Below are 14,515 nucleotides of genomic sequence, written 5' to 3' on the forward strand. Positions count from 1 at the left end.
GCCCGTCGCGTTACCGACGGTATGGGCACACAGCTCTCACGACGCCGACTGTGCGGCGCGCTCGCCGGAACCGTGAGCGTCGCGCTCGCCGGCTGTTCGGGCGGGGCCGGCGGGAACGACGGTGATGGTGACGGCGACGACGGCGACGGGACGACGCCGCCCTTCGGGGAGTGCCCGTCGCTCCGTGCCGCCGACGCGACGGTCTGTGCGGCGAACGCGGACGCGCCCGTCGTCCTCCGGCCGTCGGCGACGACCGTCACGGCGCCGGGGACGCTCCAGTTCACGCTGTCGAACGGCGGCGAGTCGACGCTCGGTATGAACCCCTACGACTGGGCGGTCCACCGCGAGACGGCGGACGGCTGGGAGCGCGTCGCGCCGGACGCGACGATCGAGCCGTGGCGCGAGATCCCGCCGGGGGCGTCGCAGGCGTGGATGCTCCAGGTCGGCGCGTCGCACGCGTCGCCCGCGAACGAGACGGTCGTCTGCGGCCCGCTCACTCTCGGCGCCGGAACCTATGCGTTCAGCGTCGTCGCCCGGGCGGACGGCGCGTGGACGGCGTACGTCGCGCGCTTCCGCGTCGCCTGAGTCCGTCGTCCCGTCACCCCTTTTTGCGGGCCGCACGATCGGCCGGTATGGACGAAGCGCTCGTCGTCGGCGGGACACGATTCATCGGTCGCCACACGGTCGAGGAGCTACTCGATCACGACTACCGCGTGACGGTCTTCAACCGCGGGGAGCACGCGTCCCCCTTCGCGGACCGCGAGGGCGTTCATCACTACGCGGGCGACCGGACGAACGACCGCGAGCTCCTGACGGCGAAACGCGAGGTCGAACCCGACGTCGTGATCGACTGCGTCGCCTACCACCCGCGCGACGTCCGCAAGGCGACGGAGGTCTTCGCCGACGTCGGCGCGTACGTCTACGTCTCCTCCGGGGCGGCGTACGCGGCCGAGGACGTCCCGAAGCGGGAGGACGAGACGCCGCTGTGCGACTGCTCGGCGGATCAGGCCGCGGACGACACGGACGCGACGTACGGGAACCGGAAGGCCGAGGGCGATCGGATGGTCTTCCGCGCGGCCGAGCGGGGGGTGAACGCGATGGCGGTGCGCCCGACGGTCGTCTACGGCCCCCACGACTACACGGAGCGCCTCGACTACTGGCTCCACCGCGTCGACGAGTACGATCGCGTCGTCGTCCCCGGCGACGGGACGAACCTCTGGCAGCGCGCCTACGTCGCGGACGTCGCGTCGGCGCTTCGGCTCGTCGCCGAGTCGGGAACGCCCGGCGAGGCGTACAACGTCGGGGATCGGAACGCGCTCACGCTCGCGGACACGCTGCGCGCGGCGGCGGACGCCCTCGATACGGACGTCGAACTCGTCCGCGCGAGCGACCGCGAACTCTCGACGGTCGGCCTCGAACTCGGGTCGTTCCCGCTCTACCGGCCCGCGCCGCACCTGCTCGACACGCACAAGCTGGCCGCGCTCGGCTGGGACTCGACGCCGGTCGCGGAAGCGATGGCGACCACGGCGCGGGAGCACCGCGAGGGCGACCGAACGGGGGTCGAGAACGGCCCGGAGCGCGCGGCCGAGGAGACCGTCCTCGACGTCCTCGAAACGATCTGAGGGGGCCGTGGGAGCGGAGGGGAGAAGAGAGGACAACCGCTTTGTCGCGGGCCGCCGACGAACCGGTATGTTCACCAAAACGTCGTGGATCAAGCTCCCGCGGAACGTGGTGGTCGGCCACGACGTCCTCGGGGAGGTTCGGGACGTCGTCGCGGACACGCACCTCCGCGGCCGTCCGCTCGTCGTCACCAGCCCGACGCCCCACGAGGTGGCGGCGGCCGACATCGTCGCGCAGTACGAGGCGGGCGGCACGGACCCCGCGATCGTCGAAGTCGACACGGCGAGCTTCGACGCCGTCGAACGCGTCATCGACGCCGCCGAAGCGAGCGACGCCGCGTACCTGATCGGCGTCGGCGGCGGGAAGGCGATCGACATCGCGAAGATGGCGAGCGACCGCTGCGACCTCGGCTTCGTCTCCGTGCCGACGGCGGCGAGCCACGACGGCATCGTCTCCGGGCGGGGTTCGGTCCCCGAGGGCGATACGCGTCACAGTGTCGCCGCGGATCCGCCGGTCGCCGTCGTCGCGGATACGGGCGTGCTCGCCGACGCGCCGTGGGAGCTCACGACCGCTGGGTGTGCGGACATCATCTCGAACTACACCGCCGTGAAGGACTGGCGGCTCGCCAATCGGCTGAAGAACGTCGAGTACAGCGAGTACGCGGCGGCGCTCGCGGAGATGACGGCCGAACTCCTCGTGGAGAGCGCCGACAGCGTCCGTCCGGGTCTGGAGGAGGCCGCGTGGATGGTCGTGAAGGCGCTCGTCTCCTCGGGCGTGGCGATGAGCATCGCGGGCTCCTCGCGGCCGGCGTCGGGCGCCGAACACCTCGTGAGCCACCAGCTCGATCGGATCGCGCCCGGGAAGGCCCTCCACGGCCACCAGGTCGGCGTCGCCGCCATCGTCACCGAGTACCTCCACAGCGGGGAGCGCGGCGACTGGCGCGCCGTCCGCGACGCCCTCGACGCCATCGACGCGCCGACGACCGCGGCGGGACTCGGGATCGACGACGAGCTCCTCCTAGAGGCGCTCACGACGGCCCACGAGATCAGGGACCGCTACACGATCCTCGGGAACGGTCTCAGCGAGGCCGCGGCGCGCGAGGCCGTGGCGAAGACCGGAGTCATCTGACGGTCACCAGACGCCGAGCGCGCTCCCGACGCCGTAGGCGGCCTTGGCGACGGTGACGCCGGCGCCGCGAACGATCCCGACGCCCTCGATGTCGACGTCGCCACGGTCGTAGGCGTCGAGCATGGAGCCAGCGGGGTCCTCGGACGCCGTCGCGTTACAGAGGACGGGCGCCGTCGTCGTGACGCGCAGGGTCGGGTCGACGCTGCCGTTCTCGATCTCCGCGACGTGCGCGCTTCCGTTCGTCACCAGGTGTACGTGTCGTTCACGCCGGTGACGTCGACGGCGACGCGCTCGTCGGCGAGCCGATCGCGGAGCATCCCGGGCAGTCGGTCGGTGCTGTCGTTGTAGCCGTCGACGAACGCCTCGACGTCAGACGCGTTGACGCCGCCGGTGGTACAGTCGTCGGCCGCTGCGGCGCTTCCGGGCGCGATGGCGAGGAGGAACGCAGCGACGAGCAGGACGCTGACGATCCGTATTCGCTGGCTCATGGGCTGAGGAAGCGCCGGAGGAGCAAGAACGTGGCGCCGGCTCGAAAAGAGTAACTCGGCTCCTAGTAACCCCCGACCTTTTACCTCGCGGCGAGCGAAGCGAGCGGCAATGAGGAACGCGAAGATCATCTGTACGCTCGGCCCGGCGACGGACGCCCGGGATACGATCCGCGAACTCGCCGACGCCGGTATGTCGATCGCGCGACTGAACGCGAGCCACGGGACGGTCGAGGACCGCCGCGAGCGGATCCACACCGTTCGGCAGGTCGACGACGTCACCGACGAACCGCTCGCCGTGATGCTCGACACGCAGGGTCCGGAGGTCCGGACGGCGGAGATCGACGACCCGATCGAAATCGAGACGGACGCGCGCGTGGAATTCGTCGTCGGCGACACCGCGACGCCCGAGCGTATCGGCCTCTCGAACGACATCACGGCGGTCGAACCCGGCGACGTCGTCCTGCTCGACGACGGCCGGATCGAGACGCACGTTGAGGCCGTCGACGACGGCGTCATCACCGCGTCCGTCGTCAGCGGCGGCACGCTCGGGTCGCGCAAGGGCGTGAACGTCCCCGGCGTCGAACTCGACCTCGACATCGTCACGGAGAAGGACCGACGCGATCTGCGGCTCGCCGCCGAGGAGAACGCGGACTTCGTCGCGGCGTCGTTCGTCCGGAGCGCGGACGACGTCTACGAGATCTCCTCGACGCTGGAGGAGTTCGGCGCGGACATCCCGATCATCGCTAAGATCGAGCGCGCGGGCGCGGTCGAGAACCTCGACGAGATCATCGACGCCGCGTACGGCGTGATGGTCGCGCGCGGCGACCTCGGCGTCGAGTGCCCGATGGAGGACGTCCCCGTGACGCAGAAGCGAATCATCCGCAAGTGCCGCAACGCGGGATCGCCGGTCATCACGGCGACGGAGATGCTGGACTCGATGGTCCACTCGCGGCGCCCCACCCGCGCGGAGGCGAGCGACGTGGCCAACGCCGTCCTCGACGGGACGGACGGCGTGATGCTCTCCGCCGAGACCGCGGTCGGCGACGACCCCGTGCACGTCGTCGAGACGATGGACCGCATCGTCCGCGAGGCCGAGGCGAGCGACGAGTACGACGAACTGCGAGAGCAGCGCGTGCCCAAGGCCGACGAGTCGCGAACGGACGCGCTCGCGCGCTCCGCGCGCTACCTCGCGCGCGACGTGGACGCGACCGCGGTCGTCGTCGCCTCGGAGTCCGGGTACACCGCCCGGAAGGCCGCGAAGTTCCGCCCCGCGATGCCGGTCGTCGCCACGACGCCGAACGACGACGTCCGCCGGCAGCTCGCGCTCTCCTGCGGGGTCGCGCCGCAGTACGCCGACTACACGAACGGCGGCGCCTCCGCGGTCATCGAGAACGCCGTCTCCGCGGCGATCGACGCGGGGGTCGTCGAGTCGGGCGACACCGTCGTCGTCATCTCCGGGATGATGACAGAAATCGCTGGGACGGACACGACGAACACCCTGAAGGTCCACGTCGCCGCCGAGACGGTCGCCACGGGGCGGTCGGTGGTCGGCGGCCGCGTGAGCGGTCCCGTCCACCGCGTCACGAACGGCGACCTTGCGGACGCCCCCGACGACGCAATCGCGGTCCTCTCCGCCGACTTCGAGGGCGAGCTCGAGGGCGACCTCGAACGGCTCGCGGGCGTCATCAGCGCCGACACCGGGCTGACGGGGTACGCGGCGATGGTCGCGCGCGAACTCGATCTCCCGATGGTCGGCAGCGCGGCGCTCAGCGACGACGTCGCGGACGGTGACGTCGTCACCATCGACGGTGAACGCGGCGTCGTCTACGCCGGCAGTATCAGTGGCGGCGAGAGTGAGCGGTGATGGCCGGGAGCGACCGCGCGGACGACGGTGGCGACGACGCGGACGCCGGCGACGAGCAGTGGCGCTTCGGCGTCAACGAGGTCGGCGAGGACGGCGTCGTGGAATCCGAGCGTCCGGAGCCATCGCCGCTCGAACCCGGCTCACCGAGCTCCGAGAACGTCGTCTTCTTCGTCGCCGGCGTCGCGCTCGCGGTCGGCGTCTTCGCACTCCTGCTCGTCGGCTGACGCACGACCTTTTGCAGCGCGCGCTATGCGCGCTTGCAAAAACTCGACAAAAAGCCTTCCTCGCCCCCTGACGGGGATTCGTCGGCCTCGCCCTCCGGGCGAGTGAACCGCGCGACGAGCGGCGACCGCTCGTCGCGCGGACGCTGACCAGTTGGAACGTTCGGCAGCCGAAACGTGGTCAAACCACGGTATAAGCGTTCGGCGATCGAGTAGTCCGTCAAGACCCGGAGTCGGGCGAGAACTCCGTTCTCTCTGAGTCACACTCGGCCCTGCGGCCTCGCGTGACGCCCGCCGGTTCCGGAGCGACTCCGTCGCGCCGATCGCGTTCGTTCGCGGTACTCACTTGCGAAGCCACCGAGCGCGAAGCGCTCGGGCGCAACGACCACCGAAGGTGGTCCGCTGCGCTTTTGGTCGAGCTTTTGCCAGCGAGCCGAAGGCGAGCGCAGCAAAAGGTCGCGGGTAACGTTCTTCCCGGTCGCACCCCGAGTACCCGTATGGCGGACCTATTCGGCGCGTCGCTCTCGCTCGTCCTCGTCGTCGCGGGCGTTGCGCTCTGCATCGCGGAGGCGTTCGCGCCCGGTGCCCACTTCGTCGTCATCGGCGTCGCGCTCCTCGTTGCGGGCCTCGCCGGCGTGCTCCTTCCGGGCGTCGTCACGCCCGTCGTGCTCGCCCTCCTCGTCTTCGTCGTGGGCGTGCTGGCGCTCTGGGGCTACCGGCGCTTCGAACTGTACGAGGGAAGCGGTCGCGGGAAGACGGAGGGATCGACGTCGCTGCGCGGCGCGCGTGGCGTCGTCACGGACCGGGTCACGGGCTCGTCGGGACAGATTCGACTGACCGACGCCGGGGGGTTCGACCCGACGTACGCCGCCCGCACCATCGACGGCGCCGACGCGATCGAGGAGGGAACGGACGTGATCGTCGTCGACCCTGGGGGTGGGAACGTACTCACCGTCGCGGAGACCGACGGCGCGGACGACATCGACCGCGAACTCGCAACGGGACGGGAGGCGGCGGCGGAACGAGAAGCGGAGGCGAACGCGGAACGAAACGCGGAGGCGGAGGAGACGGACGGCGAGGCGGAGCGGGAGCGGTAGGCGGATGCGGGAGTGGTAGGCGGATGCGGGGGCGGTAGGCGGATGCGGGAGTGGTAGGCGGATGCGGGGGCGGTGGGCGGATGCGGTACGGGAACCGCGAGCGATCCTGCTCGCGCCTTCGCCGCGAGGTCCGAAGACCCCTCCCGTGGAGGGGTCTGACGGACATTTTGCGTGCGAGACGCCTTCGGCGTGGTTCGAGACGGCGGAGCCGTCTCGTCATCACGAAAGACGCGTCGCGTCTTTCGAACGATCTCGCTGCATAGACAGAAATCGAAGATTTCCGGCGATGGTCGAGCTTTCGCAAGCGCCGAAGGCGCGCGGCAAAAGGTCGGGGCGAAGCTTTATCCCCGAATTGTGTGATCGTTTACGCATGGTCCCACTCACCCCGCTGCAGCTCGGCGGGAGCCTGCCGCTCACGATCGTGGCAGTGCTCCTCGTCGCGCTCGCGACGGTCACGGTCTATCAGATGGTGGAGATCGTGGACGCCTACGAGAAGAAGGCGCTCACGGTCTTCGGGGAGTACCGCGGCCTCTTGGAACCGGGTATCAACTTCATCCCGCCGTTCGTCTCGCGGACGTACACGTTCGACATGCGGACGCAGACGATCGACGTGCCGCGACAGGAAGCGATCACGCGCGACAACTCGCCGGTGACGGCGGACGCCGTCGTCTACATCCGCGTGATGAACGCCAAACGCGCCTTCCTCGAAGTCGACGACTACAAGCGCGCCGTCTCGAACCTCGCGCAGACGACGCTGCGCGCCGTGATCGGCGACATGGAGCTTGACGACACGCTCAACAAGCGTCAGGAGATCAACGCGCGCATCCGCAAGGAGCTCGACGAACCCACGGACGAGTGGGGGATCCGCGTCGAGAGCGTCGAGGTCCGCGAGGTCAATCCGTCGAAGGACGTCCAGCAGGCGATGGAGCAACAGACGTCCGCGGAACGCAAGCGCCGCGCGATGATCCTCGAAGCGCAGGGAGAACGCCAGTCCGCGATCGAGGAGGCGCAGGGTGCGAAGCAGTCGGACATCATCCGCGCGCAGGGGCAAAAGCAGTCTCAAGTCCTCGAAGCGCAGGGTGACGCCGTCTCGACCGTCCTCCGCGCGAAGTCCGCCGAATCGATGGGCGAGCGCGCCGTCATCGAGCGGGGGATGGAGGCGATCGAGCGCATGGGCGAGAGCGAGTCGACGACGTTCGTCCTCCCGCAGGAGCTCACGAGCCTCGTCGGACGATACGGGAAGCACCTCACGGACAGCGACGTGGCGACGCAGGCCGAGGGGCTCGACAGCCTCGACTTCGACGAGGAGACGCGCGAACTCCTCGGGCTCGACAGCATCGACGAGCTGCTGAACGAGATCAGCGAGGAGGCGGACGTCGATCCGGAGAAGCTCGAACAGCAGGCCGAGGAAGTGATGGCCGGACAGGACACGGGCGCGACCGAGACCGATCAGGTCATCGAGGAGATGGACGCCGAGTTCGAGGGCGGCGATACCGGGAGCGCGTCACCCGCGGAGACGTCTGGGTCGACGACCCCCGACGCGACCGACGACGCCGAGACCGAGACGGAGCGGTCGTAGCGCGTCCGAAACTTTTTGCGCGAGCCCGACGTACTCGTGCCCGAATGGGGATCGACGAGAGCAAGCGCGCGACCCTCCGGCGGTTCGCGGCGGTCGGAGCCGCGAGCCCGCTCGTCGGTCTCGCCGACGAGGCGGCGGGCGAGAGCGACGTCCCCGGGGCGATCGGTGGCTATCTGACGACGACGCCCGGCGCACACTTCTCGAAGCTCCGCGACGACCTCCAGCTCGGTACCGGCGAGGCCCAACACCACCTCCGCCGGCTCGTCGATGCCGGCGCGGTCGAGAGTTACCGGGACGGCGACTATCGGCGGTTCTACCCCGCGGGGGAGTTCGCCGACCTCGAGAAGATCACGCTCGGCTACCTCCGCCGCGAGACGCCCCGATCGATGCTCGTCACCCTCCTCCGCGACCCGGACGCGGACGGCGCGGCGCTCGCCGACGCCGCGGACGTCTCGCGCGGCACGATCAGTAAGTACGCCGCGGAGCTCGAGGGCGTCGGCCTCCTCTCTCGAGACGACGGATACGCGATCACACAGCCCGAGATGGTGCTCGTCCTCGTCGTCCGCTACGCGGACTCGTTCGGCGACGCGGCGGCCGCCCTCGCGCGCGAGGCCGACGCGCTCGTCGCCTACGACCCCTGACTCAGACCGAGACCTTCCACGTCGTCGCGGAGGAGTACCCCCACTTCTCGACGGTGATCCCGTACTCCCCCTCTTGGAGCGCCGTCATGTTCGTCCCGACCTCCTTCGCGGAGAGATCGAGCGCGTCGCCGATGAGCCGCGATTTGAAGTAGGTGCGCGTGCCCGCGTGTTCGCGGAGGTACGCGAGGATCCGTTCCTGCTTCGGGGTGAGGGTGCTCGTCGCCGCGGTCGCGCTCGTGCTCGTGCTCATACGTGACGAGAGGGGTCGATCGGCTATAGGGGGTTTGGTACGTCCGTTAAAACGCCGTATTTGAGGGGTAAGGGGCCACAAAACGGGGCATTAGAGTGAACTGCGTGTGCCCGCGAACGGCCGTTCGGGGCCGGCCTGGTAGGATGGCGAAACAGGCCGCCGACCCCGACCGCCGATGGCGGAGAGCAGAAGGTACTTACTCGGAGCGTGGCGAGTAGTGGTAGATGAGCGACCGGCAGACCGAGGTCAGCGTCGTCCTCCCCGCGTACAACGAGGAGGACACGATCGAACACACCGTCCGCACGACGCGCGACGCGCTCGGTGCGTTCCTCCCCGCCGGGAGCTACGAGGTCGTCGTGGCCGAGGACGGCTGCGACGACCGAACGCCCGACATCGCGGACGAACTCGCCGCCGCGTTCGACGACGTTCGACACTTCCACAGCGACGAGCGTCTCGGCCGCGGCGGTGCGCTCGACGCGGCCTTCGCGGCCGCCCACGGCGACGTCCTCGTCTACTTCGACACGGATATGGCGACGGACATGCGCCACCTCGAACACCTCGTCGAGAGCGTCCGCTCGGGCGACTACGACGTCGCGACGGGATCGCGGTGGATGTCCGAGAACGTCGCGGATCGCCCGGCGAAGCGCGGCATCCCCTCCCGCGGCTTCAACTTGGCCGCGCGGCTCTTCCTCGGGTCCGAGCTGCGCGATCACCAGTGCGGCTTCAAGTCGTTCTCGCGCGAGGCGTTCGAGCGTCTCGAACCCGACGTCGAGGACGAACACTGGTTCTGGGACACGGAGATGCTCGTCCGCGCACAGCGGGCGGGTCTCCGCGTCCACGAGTTCCCGGTCGATTGGGAGCCGAAGGGCGACTCGAAGGTTGATCTCGTGCGCGACGTCTTCGGGATGGGCTCGCAGGTCGTGCGCTGCTGGTGGGAGTTCAGCGTCGAGCCGTACGTGACGCGGCGGACGGGCGCGCTCGCGGGCATCGTGCTCACGCTCGTCGCGCTCGGGCTGATGCTCTTCTACCTCGATCCGAGCTCGGTGCTCGCCGCGATGGCGGACGCGGACCCGGCGATCGTCGCGCTCGGGGCGGTCGTCTACGCGCTCTCGTGGCCGCTGCGCGGGCTGCGCTACCGGGACATCCTCTCCGAACTCGGTTACAGGGAGGACGTCTGGTTCCTCACCGGGGCGGTGTTCGTCTCGCAGACGGGGAACCTCGTCTTCCCGATGCGCGGGGGCGACTTCATCCGCGCGTACGTCGTGAAGGCCCGGCGGCGCGTCCCCTACACCTCCGGGTTCGCGTCGCTCGCCGTCGAGCGCGTCTTCGACCTGCTCACGATCACGCTCCTCGCGGGATCGGTCCTGCTCGGCCTCGCCGCCTTCGCGCCCGAGCAGGTGGCGGCGATCGCCGGGGCCGTGTCGGGCGACGCGCTCGGGGCCGACCAGCGGAGCGCGGAGACCGCCCTCGCCGTCGCGGGGCTCGTGGGCGCGCTCGCCGTCGCGGCCGTCGTCGCCATCGTCGCGTCCGCACGCATGGACGGCGGCTACGCCCGTCGCCTGATCGAGTGGGCGAGCGACGACGGCTACGTCGAACTCGTCGCGGGCGTCGTCGAGTCGTTCGTCGCCGACGTGCAGACCGTCGCGGCGGACGGGCCGGCGTTCGCGCGCGTCGGCGCGACGAGCGTTCTCGTCTGGGCGATCGACGTCCTCACCGCGCTCTGCGTGCTCCTCGCGTTCGGCGTCGACCTCCCGCTCTCGACGCTCCTCGCCACGGGCTTCTTCGCGGTCTCCGTGGGGAACCTCGCTAAGGTCCTCCCGCTCTCGCCGGGTGGGATCGGGCTCTACGAGGGGGCGTTCACGCTGCTCGTCGTCGCGCTCACGCCGATCGGCGCGCCCGCGGCGCTCGCGGTCGCTCTCGTCGATCACGCCGTGAAGAACGCCGTCACGGTCGTCGGCGGCGTCGTCAGCATGCTCACGCTCAACGTCTCGCTCACCGAGGCCGTCGAGGGGCCGGGCGCGGACGCGATGGAGACTGAGGCCGGAACGACCGATTAGGGGAGCGCGAGTCGGATCCGGCTCCCGGCCTCGACGCCGAACGCCGCGTCGCCGCGTCCCCGGTTCACCGCGAGTTCGACGTTGCCGTGACTCCCGACCGTCACCAGTCGTTCGTCCGTCTCGACGGCGTCGTACGTTCGCGCGACCGGGACGCGCTCACCGTCAACGCGGGCGTACGCTCCCCGGCGACCGGCGAGGAAGTCGCCGGGGACGTTCGTGATGGCGTTCCCGAAACCGTCGACGACGAGCACCTCGCCGCGTGCCTCGCCGCCCCGGACGGTGGCCTCCGGGAAGGCGAGATCGACCGGATCGTCCACGGTGGGGTAGTCGAGGCCGTCGGGTCCCGTCTCGTGGACGGCGGCCGCGGCGGGCGCGAAGACGTCGCGGCCGTGGAACGTCGTGCTCTCGGGGTCGTCGACGGGGACCTCGTAGCACGAGACGGCCGCGCCGTCGTCGCCCTCGGCGAGCGCGCGGGCGGCGGGCAGGAGGAGGCCGTTGTCGGGGCCGACGAGGGCGTGCTCGCCGGCGGTGACGACGATCGGTCGACGGTCAGTGCCGACGCCGGGGTCGACGACGGCGAGGTGGACGGCGGCCGGGAAGGTGGGGAGGAGTTCGCGGAGCCAGAACGCGGCGGTTCGGACGTCCTGTCTGGGGAAGTCGTGCGCGACGTCGACGAGGCGGGCGTCGGTGCGCGAGCAGAGGACGCCGCGCATCGCCGCTGGATAGGGCGATCCGAAGTCGGAGGCGAGCGTGATCACGTCGGGTGCGAACGCGAGCGAGGGACAAAAGCGAGGGGATCGGTCAGTCGTTCGGGGTGGCCTCGACGTCGGTGTCGCTCACCCGTCTGATCCGCTCGATGCCGTCGACCTCCGAGACGACGCGCTCGACGGCGTCGGGGACGAGGTCGGACCAGTCGTCGCCCGCGACCATCCGCTCGCGGATCTCGGTGCCGCGCAGGACTTCGCGGTCGAACATGGGCGACCCGCGGACCTCGATGCCGGCCTCCTCGAAGAGGCGGACGACGAGCGGGTTGTTGGAGTACGCGACGTCGAAGTTCGGGCTCATCGATCGGACGTGACTCACCCACACGGCGTTCCGGTTGATGTCCTCTAGGGGGACGGCGTACGTCACGAGGTCGAGGTCGGCCAGCGCCTTCGTGATCATCATGATCCGTTCGCCGCCGGTGAAGGGGTTGCGGACGCTGTGCGATTGATCCGCGCTTCCGATGCCGACGACGAGCTCGTCGACCTCCTCGGCGATGTCCGCGATGACGCGGTGGTGACCCTGGTGGTACGGCTGGAACCGCCCGATGTAGAACCCACGAGTCATGATCGGTTGTTACGGTACCCACACCCACCCGCCGGGCCCGCATAAGCGTGGCGACGGCGGCGTCACCGACCCGCGAATATCCGCTTCTCCGCGCCGGTGTCCGGCGTTTTCGTCGCTCCTCGGAGGGAGAAAGTATATCAATCGCGCTCCCCTTCCATCACCTAGCGATAAGGGTTCTATGAGCAACGACCGTACGACCGACACTCCCTACGAGGGGGAGAACGACACCGACACCCGCCCGGACCCCTCGCCCGACGGCGACCTCGACGACCTCGGCAGTGAAGTGGACGTCGAGGGCGACGTCGAGATCGACGAGGACGCCGCGGAGGACGACCTCCTCGGCGGCCTCAAGGTCGATTCGACGGCGGACATCAAGGTGCCAGAGCGACTGGTCGATCAGGTGATCGGCCAGGAGGAGGCCCGCGACATCGTGATGCGCGCGGCCAAACAGCACCGTCACGTGATGATGATCGGCACTCCGGGGACGGGGAAGTCCATGCTGGCGAAGGCGATGAGCCAACTCCTCCCGAAGGAGAGCCTGCAGGACGTCCTCGTTTACCACAACCCGGACGACTCGAACGAACCGAAGGTCCGGACCGTCCCCGCCGGGAAGGGCGACCAGATCGTCGAGGCCCACCAGGAGGAAGTGCGAAAGCGCAACCAGATGCGCACGTTCCTCATGTGGATCGTCCTCGCGGTCGTGGTCGGCTACGCCTTCCTCGTCGAGGGCGCGATCCTTCTCGGTATCCTCGCGGCGGGGATCATCTACTTCGCGTTCCGCTACTCGAACCGCGGGAGCGACGCGATGATCCCGAAGCTCCTGATCAACAACGCCGAGCGTCAGACGGCGCCCTTCGAGGACGCGACCGGTGCGCACGCCGGCGCGCTCCTCGGCGACGTCCGGCACGACCCGTTCCAGTCCGGCGGCATGGAGACCCCGGCCCACGAGCGCGTCGAGGCCGGCGCGATCCACAAGTCCAACAAGGGCGTGTTGTTCATCGACGAGATCAACACGCTCGACGTCCGCTCCCAGCAGCACCTGATGACGGCGATTCAGGAGGGCGAGTTCGGCATCACCGGCCAGTCCGAGCGTAGTTCGGGCGCGATGGTGCAGACCGAGCCCGTCCCCTGTGACTTCATCATGGTCGCCGCGGGGAACATGGACGCGATGGAGAACATGCACCCGGCGCTGCGCTCGCGCATCAAGGGGTACGGCTACGAGGTGTACATGGACGACACCATCGACGACACCCCGGAGATGCGCCGCAAGTTCGCGCGCTTCGTCGCCCAGGAGATCGAGCGCGACGGCCAGCTCCCGGACTTCACGCCGGACGCCGTCCGCGAGGTCATCCTCGAGGCGAAGCGCCGCGCGGGCCGCAAGGAGCACCTCACGCTCGAACTGCGTAACCTCGGTGGGCTCGTCCGCGTCGCCGGCGACATCGCCCGCTCGAAGGGCCACGAGCACACCGAGCGCGACGACGTCCTGGAGGCGAAAAAGCGCTCGCGCTCCATCGAGCAGCAGGTCGCGGACAACTACATCGCGCGCCGCAAGGATTACGAGCTGAAGACCTCCGACGGCGAAGCCGTCGGCCGCGTCAACGGCCTCGCCGTCATGGGCGGGGACTCCGGCATCATGATGCCCGTCATGGCCGAAGTCACGCCCCGCCAGGGCGAGGGCGGCGAGATCTACGCGACCGGGAAACTCCAGGAGATCGCCCAGGAGGCCGTCGAGAACGTCTCCGCGATCATCAAGAAGTACACGGGCGAATCCATCGCGGACAAGGACATCCACATCCAGTTCGTGCAGTCCTACGAGGGCGTCGAGGGCGACTCCGCCTCCATCACGGTCGCCACCGCCGTCATCAGCGCCCTCGAGAACATCCCGATCGCACAGGACCTCGCCATGACCGGCAGTCTGTCCGTGCGCGGGGACGTCCTCCCCGTCGGGGGCGTGACACACAAGATCGAGGCCGCCGCGAAGGCCGGCTGCGATCGCGTCATCATCCCGAAGGCGAACGAACAGGACGTCATGATCGAGGACGAGTACAAAGACCAGATCGAGGTCATCCCGGTCAGCCACATCAGCGAGGTCCTCGATCTCGCGCTCGTCGGCGAGCCCGAGAAGGACTCGCTCGTCGCTCGGCTGAAGAACATCACCGGTGAGGCCTTGGAGAAGGGCAAGAGCAGCGCCGGCGCGCAGGGCGGGAGCCCGTCGCCGCAGTAGCGACGCCCCAACCCGCG

At 69.5% G+C, this 14,515-nt stretch carries 15 protein-coding genes; 10 read left to right on the forward strand and 5 right to left on the reverse strand.

Translation table 11 applies throughout. The annotated features are described in order from the left end of the window. The first annotated feature begins 21 nt into the window (after positions 1-21). The 3 genes from IEX91_RS06585 to IEX91_RS06595 all read left to right on the forward strand — a co-directional run bounded on the left by IEX91_RS06585 (position 22) and on the right by IEX91_RS06595 (position 2,748). The gene (locus IEX91_RS06585) at positions 22-585 is read left to right on the forward strand and encodes a hypothetical protein (protein WP_188877831.1); all 564 of its coding nucleotides are present in this window, start codon (positions 22-24) and stop codon (positions 583-585) included. Between the two features lie 47 nt (positions 586-632). Continuing rightward, on the forward strand, positions 633-1,622 hold the full coding sequence (locus IEX91_RS06590) for an NAD-dependent epimerase/dehydratase family protein (RefSeq protein WP_188877833.1): 990 nt from the start codon (positions 633-635) through the stop codon (positions 1,620-1,622). Positions 1,623-1,689: 67 nt separating this feature from the next. Further along, positions 1,690-2,748: an NAD(P)-dependent glycerol-1-phosphate dehydrogenase gene (locus IEX91_RS06595; RefSeq protein WP_188877835.1), complete on the forward strand. Its 1,059-nt coding sequence runs from the start codon at positions 1,690-1,692 to the stop codon at positions 2,746-2,748. A 3-nt stretch (positions 2,749-2,751) separates the two neighbouring features. Here the strand turns inward: IEX91_RS06595 and IEX91_RS06600 are convergent, their stop codons facing one another. Both IEX91_RS06600 and IEX91_RS06605 read right to left on the reverse strand, forming a co-directional pair. Continuing rightward, a complete protein-coding gene (locus tag IEX91_RS06600) occupies positions 2,752-2,994 on the reverse strand; it encodes a hypothetical protein (protein ID WP_188877837.1) in 243 nt (80 codons plus the stop codon). Beyond that, entirely contained in the window at positions 2,991-3,236 is a 246-nt protein-coding gene (locus IEX91_RS06605; protein ID WP_188877838.1) for a hypothetical protein, read from the reverse strand. The genes IEX91_RS06600 and IEX91_RS06605 overlap by 4 nt, the downstream gene beginning before the upstream one ends. Positions 3,237-3,345: 109 nt before the next feature. Between IEX91_RS06605 and pyk the strand changes: the two genes are divergently transcribed. The 5 genes from pyk to IEX91_RS06630 all read left to right on the forward strand — a co-directional run bounded on the left by pyk (position 3,346) and on the right by IEX91_RS06630 (position 8,638). Then, a complete protein-coding gene (gene pyk / locus IEX91_RS06610) occupies positions 3,346-5,100 on the forward strand; it encodes a pyruvate kinase (protein WP_188877840.1) in 1,755 nt (584 codons plus the stop codon). Beyond that, positions 5,100-5,324 (forward strand): DUF7312 domain-containing protein, encoded by a 225-nt coding sequence (locus IEX91_RS06615; RefSeq protein WP_188877842.1) that lies wholly within the window; start codon positions 5,100-5,102, stop codon positions 5,322-5,324. Before pyk ends, IEX91_RS06615 begins: the two co-directional genes overlap by 1 nt. Before the next feature lie 494 nt (positions 5,325-5,818). After that, on the forward strand, positions 5,819-6,418 hold the full coding sequence (locus IEX91_RS06620; RefSeq protein ID WP_188877843.1) for an NfeD family protein: 600 nt from the start codon (positions 5,819-5,821) through the stop codon (positions 6,416-6,418). 370 nt (positions 6,419-6,788) lie between these two features. Further along, positions 6,789-7,997 (forward strand): SPFH domain-containing protein, encoded by a 1,209-nt coding sequence (locus IEX91_RS06625; protein WP_188877844.1) that lies wholly within the window; start codon positions 6,789-6,791, stop codon positions 7,995-7,997. A gap of 44 nt (positions 7,998-8,041) precedes the next feature. Next, positions 8,042-8,638: a winged helix-turn-helix transcriptional regulator gene (locus IEX91_RS06630; RefSeq protein WP_188877846.1), complete on the forward strand. Its 597-nt coding sequence runs from the start codon at positions 8,042-8,044 to the stop codon at positions 8,636-8,638. A gap of 1 nt (position 8,639) precedes the next feature. Here the strand turns inward: IEX91_RS06630 and IEX91_RS06635 are convergent, their stop codons facing one another. Next, positions 8,640-8,888, reverse strand: a complete 249-nt coding sequence (locus tag IEX91_RS06635; RefSeq protein WP_188877847.1) for a DUF7123 family protein — start codon at positions 8,886-8,888, stop codon at positions 8,640-8,642. A gap of 224 nt (positions 8,889-9,112) precedes the next feature. On the opposite strand from IEX91_RS06635, the gene IEX91_RS06640 reads away from it, so the two are divergent. Continuing rightward, positions 9,113-10,945 carry a flippase-like domain-containing protein gene (locus IEX91_RS06640; RefSeq protein WP_188877849.1) on the forward strand — a complete coding sequence of 611 codons (1,833 nt, stop codon included), beginning with the start codon at positions 9,113-9,115 and terminating at the stop codon, positions 10,943-10,945. Here the strand turns inward: IEX91_RS06640 and IEX91_RS06645 are convergent. Together IEX91_RS06645 and IEX91_RS06650 are read right to left on the reverse strand one after the other, a co-directional pair. Continuing rightward, positions 10,942-11,703 (reverse strand): SAM hydrolase/SAM-dependent halogenase family protein, encoded by a 762-nt coding sequence (locus tag IEX91_RS06645; protein ID WP_188877851.1) that lies wholly within the window; start codon positions 11,701-11,703, stop codon positions 10,942-10,944. The genes IEX91_RS06640 and IEX91_RS06645 overlap by 4 nt on opposite strands. Before the next feature lie 43 nt (positions 11,704-11,746). Continuing rightward, positions 11,747-12,274, reverse strand: coding sequence for a nicotinamide-nucleotide adenylyltransferase (locus tag IEX91_RS06650; protein WP_188877853.1), 528 nt, complete (start codon positions 12,272-12,274; stop codon positions 11,747-11,749). 178 nt (positions 12,275-12,452) lie between these two features. Between IEX91_RS06650 and lonB the strand changes: the two genes are divergently transcribed. Continuing rightward, positions 12,453-14,498, forward strand: coding sequence for an ATP-dependent protease LonB (gene lonB / locus IEX91_RS06655; RefSeq protein WP_188877854.1), 2,046 nt, complete (start codon positions 12,453-12,455; stop codon positions 14,496-14,498). Positions 14,499-14,515: the final 17 nt, after the last annotated feature.

Source organism: Halarchaeum nitratireducens, assembly GCF_014647155.1.
Lineage (GTDB): Archaea > Halobacteriota > Halobacteria > Halobacteriales > Halobacteriaceae > Halarchaeum > Halarchaeum nitratireducens.